Here is a 16911-nt window from a genome sequence, read left to right as displayed (position 1 = left end):
CTAGGCCTAGCGCCTTACCACCATTTCGCGGGCTTGGAAACAAAGCCTGCGGCCTGCTCCAGCGCATAGGCGGTGTTCAGCAGATCGCCTTCTTCCCAGGGCCGCCCGATCAGTTGCAGCCCCAGCGGCAGGCCCTGGCGGTCGGTCCCCGTCGGCACCGCGATGCCCGGCAGACCGGCCAGATTCACCGTGACGGTGAAGACATCGTTCAGGTACATCGCCACGGGATCGGCGTCCGCCATCTCGCCCAGCCCGAAGGCGGCCGAGGGGGTCGCCGGCGTCAGGATCGCATCGACCCCGGCGGCGAAGACATCATCGAAGTCCTTCTTGATCAGGGCACGGACCCGGCGGGCGCGGTTGTAATAGGCGTCGTAGAAGCCCGCGCTCAGGACGTAGGTGCCGACCATCACGCGGCGCTGGACCTCGTGGCCGAAGCCTTCGGCGCGGGTCTTTTCGTACATCTCGGTGATGCCGTCGCCCGCCGCCAGCTTGGCGCGGTGGCCATAGCGCACTCCGTCATACCGCGCGAGGTTGGAAGACGCCTCGGCCGGGGCAATCACGTAATAGGCAGGCAGCGCGTATTTCGTGTGCGGCAGGGAAATGTCGCGGATCGTGGCACCGGCATCGGCGAGCATCGCCTTGCCTTCGGCCCAGAGGGCGTCGATCTCGGCCGGGATGCCGTCCATCTGATATTCCTTCGGAATACCGATGACCTTGCCCTTGATGTCCCCGGTCAGCATCGCCTCGAAATCGGGCACCGGGATGTCCGCGCTGGTGGAATCCTTCGCGTCATAGGAGCACATGGCCTGCAGCATGATCGCCGCATCACGCACGTCCTTGGTCATCGGACCGGCCTGATCGAGAGAGCTGGCAAAAGCCACCACGCCCCAGCGGGAGCAGCGCCCGTAGGTCGGCTTGATCCCGGTGATGCCGGTGAAGGCGGCGGGCTGGCGGATCGAACCGCCGGTATCGGTGCCGGTGGCCGCAAGGCAGAGGTCGGCGGAAACCGCCGAAGCCGACCCGCCCGAGGACCCGCCCGGCGTCAGCGCGGTTTCGTCATCGGCGCGCCGCCACGGGTTCACCGCATTGCCATAGCACGAGGTCTCGTTCGACGAGCCCATGGCGAATTCGTCCATGTTCAGCTTGCCCAGCATGACCGCACCGGCGTCGAACAGGTTTTGCGTGACGGTGGATTCGTATTCGGGCTTGAAGCCCTCGAGGATGTTCGATGCAGCCTGGCTCGGCACGCCCTTGGTGCAGAACAGGTCCTTGATCCCCAGCGGGATGCCGCACATGGCCGGCGCGTCGCCGGCCTTGATGCGGGCGTCTGCGGCGGCGGCCTGGCGGCGGGCGATGTCGGCGGTGTTGTGCACGAAGGCGTTCAGCGCCCCGGCGGTGTCGATCGCGGACAGGCAGGCCTCGGTCAGCTCGGCAGAGGTCACATCGCCCTTGCGCAGCGCGTCACGGGCCTCGGCGATTTTCAACGTGTTCAGTTCGGTCATGTCGGTGCCTTTCGGACGGCAGGCAAAGGGAGGGGTCGGAGCAGCCGGGAGTTACTCGACAACCTTGGGCACGGCGAAAAAGCCTTCGCGGGCATCGGGCGCATTGGCCAGGATCCTGGCCTGCTGGCTGCCTTCGGTGACGACATCCTCGCGCCGTTTCAGGCGTTGCGGCGTGACCGAGGTCATCGGCTCCACGCCCTCCACATCGACCTCGTTCAACTGTTCGATGAAGCCGAGGATCGTGTTGAATTCTTCCGCCAGCGCGGGCAGCTGGTCTTCCTCGACCTTGATACGGGCCAGTTTCGCCACCTTGGCGGCGGTTGCGGTGTCGATCGACATCGGAGCCTCTTTCTGGTTCGGTTGGGCGCTTCTGATCGGCATGGGTTTAGCGCCCGGAAGCCCGGCCCGCAAGCACGTGACGCCGCCACCTGCCTGCATTTGCGGGGCGAGACGCCGCAAGGCAGTCCAGGTGGCGTGCCCCCGGTCAGTGGGCGCGCATGTGGCGGCAATAGGTGGCAATCATCCAGCCCAGCATCACGGCGTTCAGGATATGCCACAGGAAATGCGTGCCAAGCCCACCGGTCACGTCGCAAAGCGGGTGGTCGAGAGAGCGGAAAGTGAGCGACAGCATCAGCAGCCCCGCGCCGATACCGAGATCCCGCGCCGTACGGGGCGCGCGCCGGGCCAGCAGCGCGGCGTAAAGCGCGATCAGCAGCGGCACCGGCATATAGGCCGCGCTGACCCCGTAAAGCGGCAGGCGGGCGAACAGCGGCGTTGTCACCATCGTCAGCGGAATGAACGCCAGCGTGGCCAACGCGGCGCGCACCGTAGCCTGCCGGTGCCCGGCGGCCAGCATGTCGCGGGTCGCGGCAAAGATGTAGAGCAGGATGAAGATCAGGATCGGCAGGGTGTCGGCCGCCGCCGACCATGGGGTCGCGCGGCTGTGGAACAGACCCGAGCCGATGCCGATCAGGCCCAGAACAAGGCAAAGCGCGCGGGCCAGCGGCAGCCCGGCGCTGCGCCGCCACATCATCGTGGCGGCCAGCAGGAAGGCGAGGTTGGTCACCGCATTGAACGGCTCGGCCCAAAGGCCCGGCCCCAGACGTTCGCAATAGGCATTGATCTGAGCGTCCATAAACAGAGGGCCTTTCACGGGGCGAAAACTGGGCTAGGCTCCGGCACACAAGATAGGAGGCATATTCATGAAAATCATCTGGCTTGGCCATGGGTCGTTTCGCATCGAGATCGCCGGAGAAGTCCTGCTGATCGATCCCTACCTGACCGGCAACCCGGTCTTTCCCGCAGACCGGCGCGCCGAAGCGGTGGACGGGGTGACGGCGATCTTCGTCACCCACGGGCATGGCGATCATACGAGCGACGCGGTGACACTGGCCCGCGAAAGCGGCGCGACGATCTATTGCATCGCCGATCTGGCCTCCTATTGGGCCGGAACGGGCGTGGATTGCGTCGGGTTCAACAAGGGCGGCACCGTATCGGTCGGCAAGGTCGCCGTGACCATGGTGCAGGCCTCGCATTCCTCGTCCATCCCGAGCGAGGGCGGACCGGTCTACGTGGGCACGGAATCAGGCTTCATGATCGCCGGTGAAGGTCATGTGATCTATTTCTCGGGCGATACGGATGTGATGGCAGACATGCAGGTGTTCAACGATCTGCATGCCCCGGATATCGGCATCCTGAGCGCCGGCGGGCATTACACCATGGACATGAAGCGGGCGACCTATGCGGCAAAGACCTTCTTCGATTTCAAGGTGGTGATCCCGATGCATTACCGTACCTTCCCGCTGCTGGAGCAGAATGCGGAGGTGCTGAAGGCCGGGTTGCCGGGCGTGAAGGTGATCGAGCCAGAAGTCCTGGAAGCGATCAAAATCTGAGCGGCGGGGGTACGGGGGGCTCTGCCCCCCGGTAACCGTCGGGACGGACTGCGGCGCGGCACCGCCCCCCGGGATATTTTCGACAGGGAAACTTGGCAGAACGACAAGGGCCCTGCGCATGCGCAGGGCCCTTTTTCTGTCAGCGAATGATGCAGAGATCACTCGATATAGTTTGCGTGATCCGGGTCGAGGCCGATGTGGCTGCCCATGGCAACCATGTCGGAGAGGAGCTTGGCCGAATGGGCCACCGCGTTGTCGTCGGTGGCGTCCTTCCAGGCCTTGCGTGCCTCGACAACCCAGTCGTTCAGGATCTCCTGGGTCATTTCCTTCTGGTGCAGTGCCTTTTCGGCGAGGATGGTGACACCCTCGGCCGAGATCTCGGCGAAACCGCCGGTGACGACGTAATCGTCTTCACCATCGGGCCCGCCCGAGATGTGCAGCACACCCGGACGAAGCGTCGTGATCATCGGGGCGTGGCCCGGCATTGCCGTCAGGTTGCCGTCCGCACCCGGGATCTGCACGGCTTCCACCGTCCCGGAGACGAGGCTCCGTTCGGGGGAAACCAGGCTGAAGTCCATCGTGTTTGCCATCAATCAGCCCCTTACGCGGCTTCCGCGGCCAGCTTCTCGGCCTTGGCGATCACTTCGTTGATGCCGCCGACCATGTAGAAGGCTGCTTCGGGGAAGTGATCGTATTCGCCAGCCACAACGGCCTTGAACGACGAGATCGTATCTTCGAGCGGAACCTGCACACCGTCGGAGCCGGTGAAGACCTTCGCAACGTCGAAGGGCTGCGAGAGGAAACGCTGGATCTTCCGCGCGCGGGAGACGCTCAGCTTGTCCTCTTCGGACAGTTCGTCCATCCCGAGGATGGCGATGATGTCCTGCAGCGACTTGTAGCGTTGCAGGATCCCCTGCACGTCACGGGCCACCTGGTAGTGCTCTTCACCGACGATGGTCGGGTCCATCAGGCGCGAGGAGCTGTCGAGCGGGTCAACGGCGGGGTAGATGCCCAGTTCCGAGATCGCACGGTTGAGGTTGGTCGTCGCGTCGAGGTGGGCGAAGGTCGTCGCAGGTGCCGGGTCGGTAAGGTCATCCGCAGGAACGTAGACGGCCTGGATCGAGGTGATCGAGCCGTTCTTGGTCGAGGTGATGCGTTCCTGCATCTGGCCCATGTCCGTCGCCAGTGTCGGCTGGTAGCCAACGGCCGAAGGAATACGGCCCAGAAGTGCGGAGACTTCCGAACCCGCTTGAGTGAAGCGGAAGATGTTGTCGACGAAGAACAGGACGTCGGTCCCGGACTGGTCGCGGAACTGTTCGGCCAGGGTCAGGCCGGTCAGTGCAACACGGGCACGCGCCCCCGGAGGCTCGTTCATCTGGCCGTAGACCAGGGCCACTTGGGACTCTTCCAGGGCATCGGGCTTGATGACGTTGGATTCGATCATCTCGTGGTAGAGGTCGTTCCCTTCACGGGTCCGCTCGCCGACACCGGCGAAGACGGAGTAACCCGAGTGCACCTTGGCGATGTTGTTGATCAGTTCCATGATCAGGACCGTCTTGCCCACACCGGCGCCGCCGAACAGGCCGATCTTGCCGCCCTTGGCGTAGGGGGCCAGCAGGTCGATGACCTTGATGCCGGTGACCAGCACTTCGGATTCGGTCGATTGCTCGATGAACTCGGGTGCGGGCTGGTGGATCGAGCGGAATTCGTCCGCGTTCACGGGACCCTTTTCGTCAACCGGCTGGCCGATGACGTTCAGGATCCGGCCCAGGGTCGCGTTGCCGACCGGAACCATGATGGGCCCCTCGGTGTCGGTCACTTCCTGGCCACGCACGAGGCCTTCGGTCGCATCCATCGCGATGGTGCGGACCGTGTTCTCGCCGAGGTGCTGGGCAACTTCCAGAACAAGGTTGTTGCCGTGGTTGTCGGTGGTCAGTGCGTTCAGAATTGCCGGCAGGCCGTCTTCGAACTGCACGTCGACCACGGCGCCGATGACCTGGGTCACTTTGCCTTTAAATGCCATGTCGTTGTCTCCGATTCCCTTAAAGCGCCTCGGCGCCCGAAATGATTTCGATCAGCTCGTTGGTGATCACGGCCTGGCGGGTGCGGTTGTACTGGATCGACAGCTTGTCGATCATGTCGCCCGCATTCCGGGTCGCGTTGTCCATGGCGGACATCCGCGCGCCCATTTCCGAAGCCGTGTTTTCCAACAGCGCCGCGAAGATCTGCGTCGCCACCCCACGCGGAAGCAGATCAGCAAGGATCGCCTCCTCGTCGGGCTCGTAGTCGTAAAGTACCGCTGCGGCCTCTTCTTCAGGCGCCTCGAACTCGGCCGGGATCACCTGCAAGGCCGTCGGCTTTTGCGAGATCACGGATTCGAACTTGGAGTAGAAGATCGTGGCCACGTCGAACTCTTCCGAGTCAAAGCGTGACAGCAGATCGCGCGCAATGTCCTGAGCGTTCTGGTAGCCGATCGTGCGGGCCCCGGAGAGGTCCACGTGATCGACCATCAGGTCGCCGTAGTTGCGCTTGAGCTGCTCGCGGCCTTTCTTGCCGACGGTGAGGATCTTCACCGTCTTGCCTTCGGCCTTGAGCTTTTCGATATGGATCCGCGCCAGCTTCACGATGTTTGAGTTGAAGCCGCCGCAGAGGCCGCGCTCGGCGGTCATGACGACGAGCATGTGCACGTCGTCCTTACCCGTACCGGCCAGCAGTTTCGGCGCCGTGCTCGACCCGCCCACCGAGGCGGCAAGCTGGCCGAGAACCGCTTCGAACCGCTCGGCGTAGGGCCGGGCGGCCTCGGCGGCCTCCTGCGCGCGGCGAAGCTTCGCCGCGGCAACCATCTGCATGGCCTTGGTGATCTTGCGGGTCGATTTGACCGACGCGATCCTGTTTTTTAGGTCCTTCAGAGAAGGCATCTGTTACCCCCTAGGCTTCAGGCGAAGTCAGCGGCGAACTCGTCGAGCACTGCTTTCAGTTTGTCAGCCGGTGCGCCCTTGATCTTGGGATCTTCGTCGGTGATCCACTGCAGGACATCGGCCTTCTTGGTGCGCAGGAACGACAGAAGCTCGGCTTCGTAGCGGCCAACTTCCTTCACCGGGACATTGTCCAGGTAACCGTTGGTGCCGGCGAAGATGACGCAGACGATTTCCGCGTTGGTCAGCGGGCTGTACTGCGGCTGCTTCATGATCTCGGTCAGACGCGCACCACGGTTCAGCAGACGCTGGGTCGAGGCATCGAGGTCCGAGCCGAACTGCGCGAAGGCGGCCATCTCGCGGTACTGGGCGAGCGACAGTTTCACCGGACCGGCGACCGAGGACATGGCCTTGGTCTGGGCCGACGAACCCACGCGCGAAACCGACAGACCGGTGTTCACGGCAGGACGGATGCCCTGGTAGAACAGCTCGGTTTCCAGGAAGATCTGGCCGTCGGTGATCGAGATCACGTTGGTCGGGATGAAGGCCGAAACGTCGCCGCCCTGGGTTTCGATGATCGGCAGAGCCGTCAGCGAGCCCGAGCCGAAGTCTTCGTTCAGCTTGGCGGAGCGTTCCAGAAGTCTGGAGTGGAGGTAGAAAACGTCACCCGGATAGGCTTCGCGGCCCGGCGGACGACGCAGCAGCAGGGACATCTGGCGGTAGGCCACGGCCTGCTTGGAAAGGTCATCATAGATGATCAGCGCGTGGCGGCCGTTGTCACGGAAATATTCCGCCATCGCGGTCGCGGTATAGGGCGCCAGGTATTGCATCGGCGCGGGGTCCGAAGCAGTCGCCGCGATCACCATCGAATATTCGATGGCACCGGTTTCTTCCAGCTTCTTCACCAGCTGTGCAACGGTCGAACGCTTCTGACCGACGGCAACATAGATGCAGTAGAGCTTCTTGCTTTCGTCGTCGCCGGCGGCAGCATTGTAGGAAGCCTGGTTCAGGATCGCGTCGAGGGCCACGGCGGTCTTGCCGGTCTGACGGTCCCCGATGATCAGTTCCCGCTGGCCACGGCCGATCGGGATCATGGCGTCGACCGATTTCAGGCCGGTTGCCATGGGTTCATGCACCGATTTACGCGGGATGATGCCCGGCGCCTTCACGTCCGCAACGCGGCGTTCGACACCTTCGATCGGGCCCTTGCCGTCAAGCGGGTTGCCCAGACCGTCCATGACGCGGCCCAGAAGGGCGTCGCCGACGGGCACGTCCACGATGGACTGGGTCCGCTGGACGGTGTCGCCTTCCTTGATGTCGCGGTCGGAACCGAAGATCACGACGCCGACATTGTCGACTTCGAGGTTCAGCGCCATGCCGCGGATCCCACCGGGGAATTCGACCATCTCGCCGGCCTGCACGTTGTCCAGACCATGGACACGGGCAATACCGTCACCGACGGACAGCACCCGGCCGACCTCGGCCACTTTGGCTTCCTGGCCAAAGTTCTTGATCTGCTCCTTGAGGATAGCAGAGATTTCGGCAGCTTGGACACCCATTATCCGACCTCTTTCATGACATTCTGGAGTGCGTTCAGTTTCGAGCGGATCGACGTATCGACCATGCGCGAACCCACCTTGACGACGAGACCACCGATGAGACTTTCATCGACGGCCGTGTTCAGTTTGACCGTGCTGCCGATCGTCTCGGCCAGCATGGCGGAAAGTTTTTCCGATTGTTCCGCGCTCAGCGGCGTGGCGCTGGTGACCTCTGCGGTCACTTCGCCCTTATGGTCTGCAAGCAGTTCATTGAGGCGCGTCACAAGCTGCGGCAGGGCGAACAGACGGCGCTTTTCCGCCATCAGACCCAGCGTGCTGCTCAACGCCCCCGTGAGACCCAGCTTGGCGGCAACGGCGGTAATCGCCTTGCCCTGCTCCGAGCGGCTGATCAGCGGAGAGGCAATCACCTCGCGCAGATCCTCGCTGGCCTCAAGCGCAGCCGCGAGATCGTTAACGCTCGTTTCGAGGTCGGTCAGCTCACCGTTCTCTTTCGAAATCTCGAAAACGGCCGAGGCATAGCGCGAGGCGATGCCATAGGAGATCGAAGCTGGTTCGGACACGTCCACCCTTCCGATATCTGGCCCTGCTCCAAGGATTTGGACTGGCGCAGGGGGTTTGCTGCCTTGGCGCTGCCAAAGCATCGAAATCGGCGTCGGTCTAGCAGAGCGATGCCCGCCCATCAACCCGCTTGAAGGGGTTATCGCTGCCTATGGGACGCGCGGTTTTTCAACAATTTCAGACACTAACACGGAAACCCCCCGGTGATGCGGCACCGCTTTTCAGGCAAAGCTTCGGATATTGTTCACCTTTTTGCGATTTCGCCCAAAGGGAAAAATTCTGCATTCTCAAGGATTCGCCGAAGCGATTTTTTTGCATCCTGCGGTGTACCTGCGACGAAGGGTGCCACCTGACCGGCCCGATGCGGCCTTCCGGCCCCGAATTCCGGGCCGGCTGTGGAGTACCGGCGGGCTTCGGAACGCGCGATTTCAGCCGCAGGGGAAAGGCGTGCCGTTAAGACTTTCCCGGGCGCGTAAAGACCCTGGCAAGATTCTGTTGAGACAATGTTAACGACGATCAACGATCCAAGGACCAGCCCGAGCTGCTGCCCTCGGGTCCATGAAACACCTTTTGGCCCGCCTTCATGGCCGTCTTGGGCTTGGGTGCGGGGGTTGCAAAACCTTCCAGCACCCGCAGTCCGGCCCGACGCTGTTCCCTTTCGCCCGGCCCCAGCGGCGCCTGAACCCGTTTGCTGGCCTCGACCATCAGAACCCCGCCCGAGACGATCATGGCCATGGAGCCGCCAAGCTTTTCCCAGAACCCCGCCGTCTTACGCCAGAACCGACGATGCGAGGGCGGCTGGTACAGGGTATGGACGTGACGTTCGGGCAGGAAGGCATGCGCCTTCAACTGGGTTTCAAGCTGCCCCTGGCTATAGGGCCGCCCGAACCCGAAGGGCGTGCGATCCGACCGCGACCAGAGGCCCGCGCGGTGCGGAACGATGAACAACGCCTTGCCCCCGGGCCCCAGCACCCGGAAGCATTCCTCGAGCAGTTCACTGGGCCGTTCGGTGGTCTCCAGCCCGTGCATGACGATCAGCTTGTCGACCTGTCCGGTATCCAGCGGCCAAAGCGCTTCTTCGCACAGGGTCGACACATTGGGCATCCCCGCCGGCCAGGGCATCACCCCCTGCGGCCCGGGCATGAGCGCAATGACCCGCCGGGCCTCGGCCAGATAGGGGCGCAGCAGCGGCACGGCGAACCCGTAGCCGACCACCGTCTGCCCCTTGGCCTCGGGCCAGAGTTGCAACATCTGGCCGCGCACATTGGCCTGGGCCGCGCGCCCCAGGGTCGAGCGGTAATAGAAGTTACGCAGGTCCTGTACATCCAGATGCATTGAAAGCCGGCCTCCGATGGGTTTCACTTGCAGAGAATAGCAACGAAGAGCGAATTTGCCATGGCCCTCGATCTTGTCACCATCCCCTGCCGAAGCGACAACTACGCCTATCTGGTGAACGGACCCGAAGGTAGCTGCATCGTGGATGCCCCCGAGGCCGCGCCGATCATCGCCGAGGCCGAGGCCCGTGGCTGGACCCCGGCCACCCTGCTGATCACCCATCACCATGGCGACCACGTCGAAGGCATCGACGCCCTGCGCGCCCGCTTTCCCGGTCTGACCGTGATCGGGCCGCAGGCGGAAAAGACAAAAATGCCGCCGATGGACCGCTATGTGTCTGGTGGGGACAGCTTTGGCAGCGGGGCGATGCGGGTCGATGTCATCGACGTGCCGGGCCATACCCTTGGCCATATCGCGTTTCACATGCCGGGTGCCGGGTTCCTGTTCACCGCCGACAGCCTGATGGCGCTTGGCTGTGGCCGCGTCTTCGAGGGCACGATGGAGATGATGTTCGACAGCCTGACCCGGCTGGCGGCCCTTCCGGGCGACACCATCGTCTGCTCGGGGCACGAATATACCGCCGCCAACGGTCGTTTCGCCCAGACCATTGAACCGGAAAATCCCGCACTTATATCTCGTATCGAAGCGGTCACCGAAGCCCGCGCCGCAGGTCATCCGACCGTGCCCTCCCGCCTTTCGGAAGAGCTTGAAACGAACCCGTTCATGCGGGCGCATCTGTCTTCGGTCGCCGCCGCCGTCGGTCTGGACGGCGCCGCCCCCGCCGCTGTCTTTGCCGAGCTTCGCCGAAGAAAGGACAGCTTTTGAACGCCTTTTCGCGCCGCGATATCCCTGAAACGGCGCGATTGTGATGACCAAGCCAAAGAAAAGCCTTGAAGCCGGGGCAATCTCGACCAAACCTTAAGACTAAGAGGCCATGGTCGGAACCGGGGCCGATTTCACCCCGCTCCGACCCAGATCGAAAAGGAGCACCGCAGTGCCTTCATTCTCGACCACCCTGGAACAGGCAATCCATGCAGCCCTCGCGCTGGCCAATGCCCGTAACCACGAATTCGCGACGCTCGAACATCTGCTTCTGGCCCTGATCGACGAACCCGATGCCGCCCGCGTCATGAAGGCGTGTTCGGTGGATACCGAAGAATTGCGACAGACTCTTGTCGAATTCGTCGACGAGGAACTGTCGAACCTCGTGACGGATGTCGACGGGTCCGAAGCCGTGCCGACCGCCGCCTTCCAGCGCGTGATCCAGCGCGCCGCCATCCACGTCCAAAGCTCCGGCAGGACAGAGGTGACCGGGGCCAATGTCCTTGTCGCCATCTTCGCGGAACGTGAATCCAACGCGGCCTACTTCCTGCAGGAGCAGGACATGACGCGCTACGATGCGGTCAATTTCATTGCCCATGGCGTGGCCAAGGATCCCTCCTATGGCGACAGCCGCCCCGTAACCGGGGCCGCCGACGAAGACCGCCAGAACACCTCCGGCAGTTCCTCCACGACCTCGAACGAGAACGAGGGCAAGGAATCCGCGCTGGACAAGTATTGTGTCAACCTGAACATCAAGGCGCGTCAGGGCGATGTCGATCCGCTGATCGGCCGCGCTCATGAAGTCGAGCGCTGCATCCAGGTGCTGTGCCGCCGTCGCAAGAACAACCCACTGCTGGTGGGTGACCCCGGCGTCGGCAAGACCGCCATCGCCGAAGGCCTGGCGCGCAAGATCATCAGCGGCGAAACCCCCGAGGTCCTGTCGGAAACCATCATCTTCTCGCTCGACATGGGCGCGCTGCTGGCCGGCACCCGCTATCGCGGCGATTTCGAGGAACGGCTGAAATCCGTCGTCTCCGAGCTTGAGGCGCATCCCGATGCGGTCCTCTTCATCGACGAAATCCACACGGTGATTGGCGCCGGCGCAACATCGGGCGGGGCCATGGATGCCTCCAACCTGCTGAAACCCGCGCTTCAGGGCGGCAAGCTGCGCTGCATGGGCTCCACCACCTACAAGGAATTCCGTCAGCACTTCGAAAAGGACCGCGCCCTGTCGCGGCGCTTCCAGAAGATCGACGTGAACGAACCTTCTGTCGAGGACACGGTAAAGATCCTCAAGGGCCTGAAACCCTATTTCGAGGAACATCACGGCATCAAGTACACCAATGACGCGGTGAAGACGGCGGTGGAATTGTCCGCCCGCTACATCAACGACCGCAAGCTGCCCGACAAGGCCATCGACGTGATCGACGAAGCCGGCGCCGCGCAGCATCTGGTGGCCGAATCCCGGCGTCGCAAGACCATCGGCGTGAAGGAGATCGAGGCCGTTGTCGCCAAGATCGCCCGCATCCCGCCGAAAAACGTCACCAAGGACGATGCCGAGGTGCTGAAGGATCTCGAAGGCTCGCTGAAACGCGTTGTCTTCGGTCAGGACAATGCGATCGAGGCGCTGTCCTCGGCCATCAAGCTGTCCCGCGCCGGCCTGCGCGAGCCTGAGAAACCTATCGGGAACTATCTGTTCGCGGGCCCCACCGGCGTCGGCAAGACAGAGGTCGCCAACCAGCTGGCCGATACGCTCGGCGTCGAATTGCTGCGCTTCGACATGTCGGAATACATGGAGAAACACGCGATTTCCCGTCTGATCGGCGCGCCTCCGGGCTATGTCGGCTTTGACCAGGGCGGTCTGTTGACCGACGGCGTCGACCAGCATCCCCATTGCGTGCTGCTGCTGGACGAGATCGAGAAGGCGCATCCGGATGTCTACAACATCCTCTTGCAGGTCATGGACCACGGCAAGCTGACCGACCACAACGGCCGGACCGTGAATTTCCGCAATGTGATCCTGATCATGACCTCGAACGCGGGCGCTTCGGAACAGGCAAAATCGGCCATCGGCTTTGGCCGCGACCGACGCACCGGCGAAGACACCGCCGCGATCGAGCGCACCTTCACGCCGGAATTCCGCAACCGTCTGGATGCGGTGATCTCCTTCGCGCCGCTGCCGAAAGAAGTCATCCTGCAGGTGGTCGAGAAGTTTGTCCTGCAGCTGGAAGCCCAGCTGATGGATCGTGGCGTTTCCATCGAATTGACCCGCCCGGCGGCCGAATGGCTGGCGGACAAGGGCTATGACGACAAGATGGGCGCCCGCCCCCTGGGCCGCGTGATTCAGGAATACATCAAAAAGCCCCTGGCCGAGGAGCTGCTGTTCGGCACCCTCGCCAAGGGCGGTGTGGTCCGGGTCACGGTCAAGGACGGGGCGCTGGCGCTGCAGATGGACGGGCCGGACAAGCTGCAATTGTCGGGCAACAAGCCTCCGCTTCTGACGGCCGAATAAGGCACCAGACGACCGAAATCGAAAAGGGCGGGGATTTCCCCGCCCTTTTTCGTCAGTCCCCGGTGCCCGAAAACCTTATCGCTCGGTGAACTTCAGCTCGATTCGCCGGTTTTGCGCGCGGGCGTCCGTGCTGTCGCCCTCCGCGATCGGCTGATATTCCCCAAAGCCGTTGGCCGACAGACGTTGCGGCGGAATTCCGAGCGAAATCATGTAGCGCACGACCGAGAGGGCCCTCGCCTGGCTCAACTCCCAGTTATCCTCGAAGGCCCCGCCAGAAATCGGCACATTGTCGGTATGCCCGTCCACCCGGATGATCCAGTCGATGCCATCGGGGATCTCGTCCGCGATCTCGAACAGCAGCCCGGCCACCTTGTCGATCTGCGTCTCGCCTTCCGCCGCAAGGGTGGCCTGCCCGACATCGAAAAGTACCTCGGAGGAAAAGACAAAGCGGTCCCCGACAATCCGCACGCCGTCCTGCCCCGACAGGACCTCTCGCATCCGTCCGAAGAAATCGGAGCGGTATCTTTCCAGCTGCTCGGCCTCGGCGGCCAGCCGCTCTGCCTCTTCCTGAAGCCGCTGACGTTCCTTGCGTTCCGAGGCGGCGACCTGCGCCAACGCCGCGTTCAGGTCCTGCCCCAGCGACTGGATCTGCACCTGCGCGGCCGCATCGCGACTTTTGTAGTCATCCAGCAGCGACTGAAGGCTGCCAAGCTGCGTGCGCAGCGCCGCGACCTGCTGGTTCAGCACGGCTGCGCGGCGCTGGCTTTCAGCCGATTGCGCCGTTTGCTGTTCCAACTCACGGTTGGCCTGCTGCAGAAGAATGCGGCGCTGCTCGGCCTCGTCGAGGCTCTCATCGCTGGCCTGTTCTGCCGCCAGTTTCGCGGCCAGGGCAGCGGCCAGCTGACGGCGGACTTCTTCCTGATCCGCTTGCGTTGCGGCAAGGTCTTCCTCGGCCTCGGCCAGTTGCCCTTGCAGCGTCGATAGATCTTCACCATTCGCCAGCGCAGTCTCAAGCCGGTCCTGCGCCTGATCCAGCGCGCTCTGCAACTGCCCCGCCTGCCCTTCCAGATCCTGATTGTCCAACAGCGCCGCCGCCAGCCGCGCGTCCAGATCGTCCTGCGCGGATTCGGCGGCGGCCAGCAGGGTCAGCGTATCCTCGGCCTTCTGGCGCTGCGCCTCAAGCGCCAGGGTCATCGCCGTCAGCTCATCCTGAGAATTTTCCAGCCGCGCGCGCAGGGCTCTGGCCGCTTCGGCCTCCGCCATGCGGGCGGCCTCTTCTTCGGAAAGCTGCTGTTCCAACGTGTCGACCTGTGCTGACAGCCCGGCCGCCTGATCCGCCGCATCGGCCTGATCCGCACGCAGGCTGGCGACCAAGGCCTCAAGCGCCTCGCGTCGGGCGGCGGCAAGGCGGGCAGCTTCGCTTTGCGCGTCGACCTCGCTGCGTGCTTGGGCCACAGCCAGGGCCAGCGCATCTTTTTCGTCGACCAGCTGATCCCGCGCGCCCTCTAGCTCGGCCACCGTGTCGCGCGCATCGTTGCGCTGTGACAGCAGCGTCGCAACCTGGGCTTCGAAATCGGTGATCTGCGCCTGGGCGGCCTGCAGGGCCTGCTGGCCCTCGTCACGTTGCTGCACCAGGGAAGCGATCAGTGCGCTTTGTTCGCCCACCTGCCCCGAAAGGTCATCGACCTGCCCGGCAAGGGCTGCGGATTTTTCGCGTTCCAGCCCAAGGGTGCGGGACAGCGCTGCCAGGTTCGCGGCAAGTTCGCCCAGTTCGTCGCGCTGCGAGGTCACCGTGTCTTCCAGCGAATCCAGCGCCGTTTCCTGCCCCGTGATCGTCTGTTGCAGCGCATATTGCATGATTGTGAAGATCGTCAGCACGAACATCAGGACCATCAGCAACCCGGTCATCGCATCGACGAAACCGGGCCAGATATTGGCCTGCAGCCGGGCGCCGGATCTGCGGGACAGGGCCATGGGTCAGCTGCCCTGATCGGGCTGATGACCGGACAGGGGCGTGGGCCTCTGACCGGGTCGCTGCCCTTGCGAGATCACGCGGCTGAGCGCGGCAATATCGGTGCGCAACTCGGCCATGGTTTCGTGGCGTCCGGCGCTGATTTCTTCGAGGATGCGCAGCAATTGCACGTCCATCGACCGCAGCCGCATCCGGCTTTCGGGATCCAGTCCTTCGGCCTCGCCCATCTCGGTCAGCTTGGCCACCAATGCCTCCTGCCCCGAGGCAACGCGGTTCACGGCCTCGGCAATCGGGCTGTCGGCCGCGTTCTGCGCCGCCATCCGGTCGGTCAGCCGTTCGATCGTGCCCGCCAGGGTCGACAGCTTGTCATCCAGCGATCCGCGCGCCTCTTCGGACAGGCGGAACAGGGTTTGCAGCCCCTCCATCTGATCCCCGAGATTGTCCAGCACCGCCGCCAGCGCTTCGGAGCCGGAACTGTCGTCGCCATCCGAAAGGCCAAGCCGCGTGATCGTGGACAGCCATTCCTCAAGCTCGCGGTAGAACCGGTTCTGGCCATGGCCGGCGAACAGCTCCAGCAGGCCGACGATCAGCGACCCGGCCAGGCCGATCAACGACGAGGCAAAGGCGACGCCCATCCCGCCAAGCTGGCTTTCCAGCCCGGTCATAAGCCGGGCAAAGACATTGGCCCCGTCTTCGCCTTCCTGCGGCACAAGGCTCTGGATCGTTTCGACCACCGCTGGAACCGTGGTGGCTAGGCCGTAGAAGGTCCCCAGCAACCCGAGGAAGATGAGCAGCGAGGTCACGTAGCGGGTGATCTCGCGCCCCTCGTCGATGCGGGTGGCGACCGATTCAAGGATCGAGGCTGAAGAGGTCGAGGAAATCTGCATCCGCTTGCGGCGCCCGGCCAGCAGGGTCGCCAGCGGCGTCAGCAGGCGCGGCGCCCGGTCGCCCAGCTCGGTCTGCCCGGAGGTAAAGCGTTCGATCCAGCGGACCGAGGAAATCAGCTGCGCGACCTGCCAGAAACAGGCGATCACGCCCAGCACGAAGACGAAGGCGATGAAGCCGTTCAGATAGGGGTTCGCCTCGAACACCGCCTGCACGTTGGGATAGATCAGCACCCCGCCCCCGGCACACAGCCCGAGGACGATAAGCATGAGGATGATCTGCCGGATGGGCTGCGAGAATTGCGGCCCCGCATCGAGATCGGTCTGCGCCATTCTGTCCTGTCCCGCCATTACGTCCCTGCCCCCGAGTCTAGGAGTTTTGCCCATGCAAGAAAAGGCTTATCGCCCAAGTGCCTCTACCCGACCGGCCAGCCAGGTCAGGTCGTCATCGCCAAGACCCAGACTGTCCAGATGCTGGACGGTATTGAAAAGATATTCGGTATTCGCGCCCATTCCGCCATGGGCACGGGCGATGATGCGGGCCTGTTCTTCCAGCGGCATCCCGCCGCAATATTGCACATGACCGGGGTCGATCACATAGGCCAGCGCGCTGACGTCCCGCCCGTCGGTCAGTTGCAGCGGCACATGGCGTTCGACATAGGCCGAGGACACCAGTTCACGCTCCCGCAGATAGGCCAGCACGCTGTCTTCTTCGCCCTCGGACACGCGCAGGGCAAGGCCCGTGCAGGCCGCACCGCGCACCGCGTCCAACGCCAGCACCAGCCCCGGTTCAGCCTCGGTCCCGCGATGGTGGATCGAGGTCATGCAGAAACTGCGCGCATAGCCCGACAGCCGGGCGACCACCTGTTCGGCAGGTGTGAACCCCGGTTTCCACAAAAGCGAGCCGTAGCCGAATACCCACATAAGCTTCTCTGGTCCTTTTCCTTCGACGCCTTATAA

General features: G+C 63.5%; 15 protein-coding genes. 3 read left to right on the top strand and 12 right to left on the bottom strand.

What is annotated here, in order from left to right:
- Positions 1–14 precede the first annotated feature (14 nt).
- From gatA to PSAL_RS16730, 3 genes are all read right to left on the bottom strand, one after another.
- Entirely contained in the window at positions 15–1502 is a 1488-nt protein-coding gene (gatA, locus tag PSAL_RS16740; protein WP_119838698.1) for an Asp-tRNA(Asn)/Glu-tRNA(Gln) amidotransferase subunit GatA, read from the bottom strand.
- A 51-nt stretch (positions 1503–1553) separates the two neighbouring features.
- Positions 1554–1841: an Asp-tRNA(Asn)/Glu-tRNA(Gln) amidotransferase subunit GatC gene (gatC, locus tag PSAL_RS16735; protein ID WP_119838697.1), complete on the bottom strand. Its 288-nt coding sequence runs from the start codon at positions 1839–1841 to the stop codon at positions 1554–1556.
- A gap of 145 nt (positions 1842–1986) precedes the next feature.
- On the bottom strand, positions 1987–2637 hold the full coding sequence (locus PSAL_RS16730; RefSeq protein WP_119838696.1) for a ceramidase domain-containing protein: 651 nt from the start codon (positions 2635–2637) through the stop codon (positions 1987–1989).
- Positions 2638–2704: 67 nt separating this feature from the next.
- On the opposite strand from PSAL_RS16730, the gene PSAL_RS16725 reads away from it, so the two are divergent.
- Entirely contained in the window at positions 2705–3394 is a 690-nt protein-coding gene (locus PSAL_RS16725) for a metal-dependent hydrolase (RefSeq protein WP_119838695.1), read from the top strand.
- A 158-nt stretch (positions 3395–3552) separates the two neighbouring features.
- Here the strand turns inward: PSAL_RS16725 and PSAL_RS16720 are convergent, their stop codons facing one another.
- From PSAL_RS16720 to PSAL_RS16695, 6 genes are all read right to left on the bottom strand, one after another.
- Positions 3553–3984 carry a F0F1 ATP synthase subunit epsilon gene (locus PSAL_RS16720; RefSeq protein ID WP_119838694.1) on the bottom strand — a complete coding sequence of 144 codons (432 nt, stop codon included), beginning with the start codon at positions 3982–3984 and terminating at the stop codon, positions 3553–3555.
- An 11-nt stretch (positions 3985–3995) separates the two neighbouring features.
- Positions 3996–5417, bottom strand: coding sequence for a F0F1 ATP synthase subunit beta (atpD, locus tag PSAL_RS16715; protein ID WP_119838693.1), 1422 nt, complete (start codon positions 5415–5417; stop codon positions 3996–3998).
- Between the two features lie 19 nt (positions 5418–5436).
- Positions 5437–6312 (bottom strand): F0F1 ATP synthase subunit gamma, encoded by an 876-nt coding sequence (locus tag PSAL_RS16710; RefSeq protein ID WP_119838692.1) that lies wholly within the window; start codon positions 6310–6312, stop codon positions 5437–5439.
- Positions 6313–6329: 17 nt separating this feature from the next.
- Entirely contained in the window at positions 6330–7868 is a 1539-nt protein-coding gene (atpA, locus tag PSAL_RS16705; protein ID WP_119838691.1) for a F0F1 ATP synthase subunit alpha, read from the bottom strand.
- Positions 7868–8428, bottom strand: a complete 561-nt coding sequence (locus PSAL_RS16700; RefSeq protein WP_119838767.1) for a F0F1 ATP synthase subunit delta — start codon at positions 8426–8428, stop codon at positions 7868–7870. Before PSAL_RS16700 ends, atpA begins: the two co-directional genes overlap by 1 nt.
- Before the next feature lie 514 nt (positions 8429–8942).
- Positions 8943–9761: a class I SAM-dependent methyltransferase gene (locus tag PSAL_RS16695; RefSeq protein WP_119838690.1), complete on the bottom strand. Its 819-nt coding sequence runs from the start codon at positions 9759–9761 to the stop codon at positions 8943–8945.
- A gap of 60 nt (positions 9762–9821) precedes the next feature.
- Here PSAL_RS16695 and gloB point away from each other — a divergent pair, with 60 nt between their 5' ends.
- Positions 9822–10586: a hydroxyacylglutathione hydrolase gene (gloB, locus tag PSAL_RS16690; protein ID WP_119838689.1), complete on the top strand. Its 765-nt coding sequence runs from the start codon at positions 9822–9824 to the stop codon at positions 10584–10586.
- Positions 10587–10755: 169 nt separating this feature from the next.
- The gene (gene clpA, locus PSAL_RS16685) at positions 10756–13095 is read left to right on the top strand and encodes an ATP-dependent Clp protease ATP-binding subunit ClpA (protein ID WP_119838688.1); all 2340 of its coding nucleotides are present in this window, start codon (positions 10756–10758) and stop codon (positions 13093–13095) included.
- Positions 13096–13170: 75 nt separating this feature from the next.
- On the opposite strand, the gene PSAL_RS16680 is transcribed toward clpA, so the two are convergent.
- The 3 genes from PSAL_RS16680 to PSAL_RS16670 form a co-directional block, all read right to left on the bottom strand.
- The gene (locus PSAL_RS16680) at positions 13171–15069 is read right to left on the bottom strand and encodes a peptidoglycan -binding protein (protein ID WP_119838687.1); all 1899 of its coding nucleotides are present in this window, start codon (positions 15067–15069) and stop codon (positions 13171–13173) included.
- A gap of 3 nt (positions 15070–15072) precedes the next feature.
- The gene (locus PSAL_RS16675) at positions 15073–16284 is read right to left on the bottom strand and encodes a biopolymer transporter ExbB (protein WP_119838686.1); all 1212 of its coding nucleotides are present in this window, start codon (positions 16282–16284) and stop codon (positions 15073–15075) included.
- A 66-nt stretch (positions 16285–16350) separates the two neighbouring features.
- Positions 16351–16875, bottom strand: a complete 525-nt coding sequence (locus tag PSAL_RS16670) for a gamma-glutamylcyclotransferase (protein WP_119838685.1) — start codon at positions 16873–16875, stop codon at positions 16351–16353.
- Positions 16876–16911 lie beyond the last annotated feature (36 nt).

The sequence above is a fragment of the Pseudooceanicola algae genome, assembly GCF_003590145.2.
GTDB lineage: Bacteria > Pseudomonadota > Alphaproteobacteria > Rhodobacterales > Rhodobacteraceae > Pseudooceanicola > Pseudooceanicola algae.
Note: the sequence above shows the minus strand (reverse complement) of the source record. Positions and strands in the feature narration are given on the sequence as shown.

What these genes read in the sequence shown, in the direction of transcription:
- gatA (WP_119838698.1), bottom strand. Translation starts at nt 1,502, where the DNA reads ATGACCGAACTGAACACGTTGAAAATCGCCGAGGCCCGTGACGCGCTG.
- gatC (WP_119838697.1), bottom strand. Translation starts at nt 1,841, where the DNA reads ATGTCGATCGACACCGCAACCGCCGCCAAGGTGGCGAAACTGGCCCGT.
- PSAL_RS16730 (WP_119838696.1), bottom strand. Translation starts at nt 2,637, where the DNA reads ATGGACGCTCAGATCAATGCCTATTGCGAACGTCTGGGGCCGGGCCTT.
- PSAL_RS16725 (WP_119838695.1), top strand. Translation starts at nt 2,705, where the DNA reads ATGAAAATCATCTGGCTTGGCCATGGGTCGTTTCGCATCGAGATCGCC.
- PSAL_RS16720 (WP_119838694.1), bottom strand. Translation starts at nt 3,984, where the DNA reads ATGGCAAACACGATGGACTTCAGCCTGGTTTCCCCCGAACGGAGCCTC.
- atpD (WP_119838693.1), bottom strand. Translation starts at nt 5,417, where the DNA reads ATGGCATTTAAAGGCAAAGTGACCCAGGTCATCGGCGCCGTGGTCGAC.
- PSAL_RS16710 (WP_119838692.1), bottom strand. Translation starts at nt 6,312, where the DNA reads ATGCCTTCTCTGAAGGACCTAAAAAACAGGATCGCGTCGGTCAAATCG.
- atpA (WP_119838691.1), bottom strand. Translation starts at nt 7,868, where the DNA reads ATGGGTGTCCAAGCTGCCGAAATCTCTGCTATCCTCAAGGAGCAGATC.
- PSAL_RS16695 (WP_119838690.1), bottom strand. Translation starts at nt 9,761, where the DNA reads ATGCATCTGGATGTACAGGACCTGCGTAACTTCTATTACCGCTCGACC.
- gloB (WP_119838689.1), top strand. Translation starts at nt 9,822, where the DNA reads ATGGCCCTCGATCTTGTCACCATCCCCTGCCGAAGCGACAACTACGCC.
- PSAL_RS16680 (WP_119838687.1), bottom strand. Translation starts at nt 15,069, where the DNA reads ATGGCCCTGTCCCGCAGATCCGGCGCCCGGCTGCAGGCCAATATCTGG.
- PSAL_RS16675 (WP_119838686.1), bottom strand. Translation starts at nt 16,284, where the DNA reads ATGGCGCAGACCGATCTCGATGCGGGGCCGCAATTCTCGCAGCCCATC.
- PSAL_RS16670 (WP_119838685.1), bottom strand. Translation starts at nt 16,875, where the DNA reads ATGTGGGTATTCGGCTACGGCTCGCTTTTGTGGAAACCGGGGTTCACA.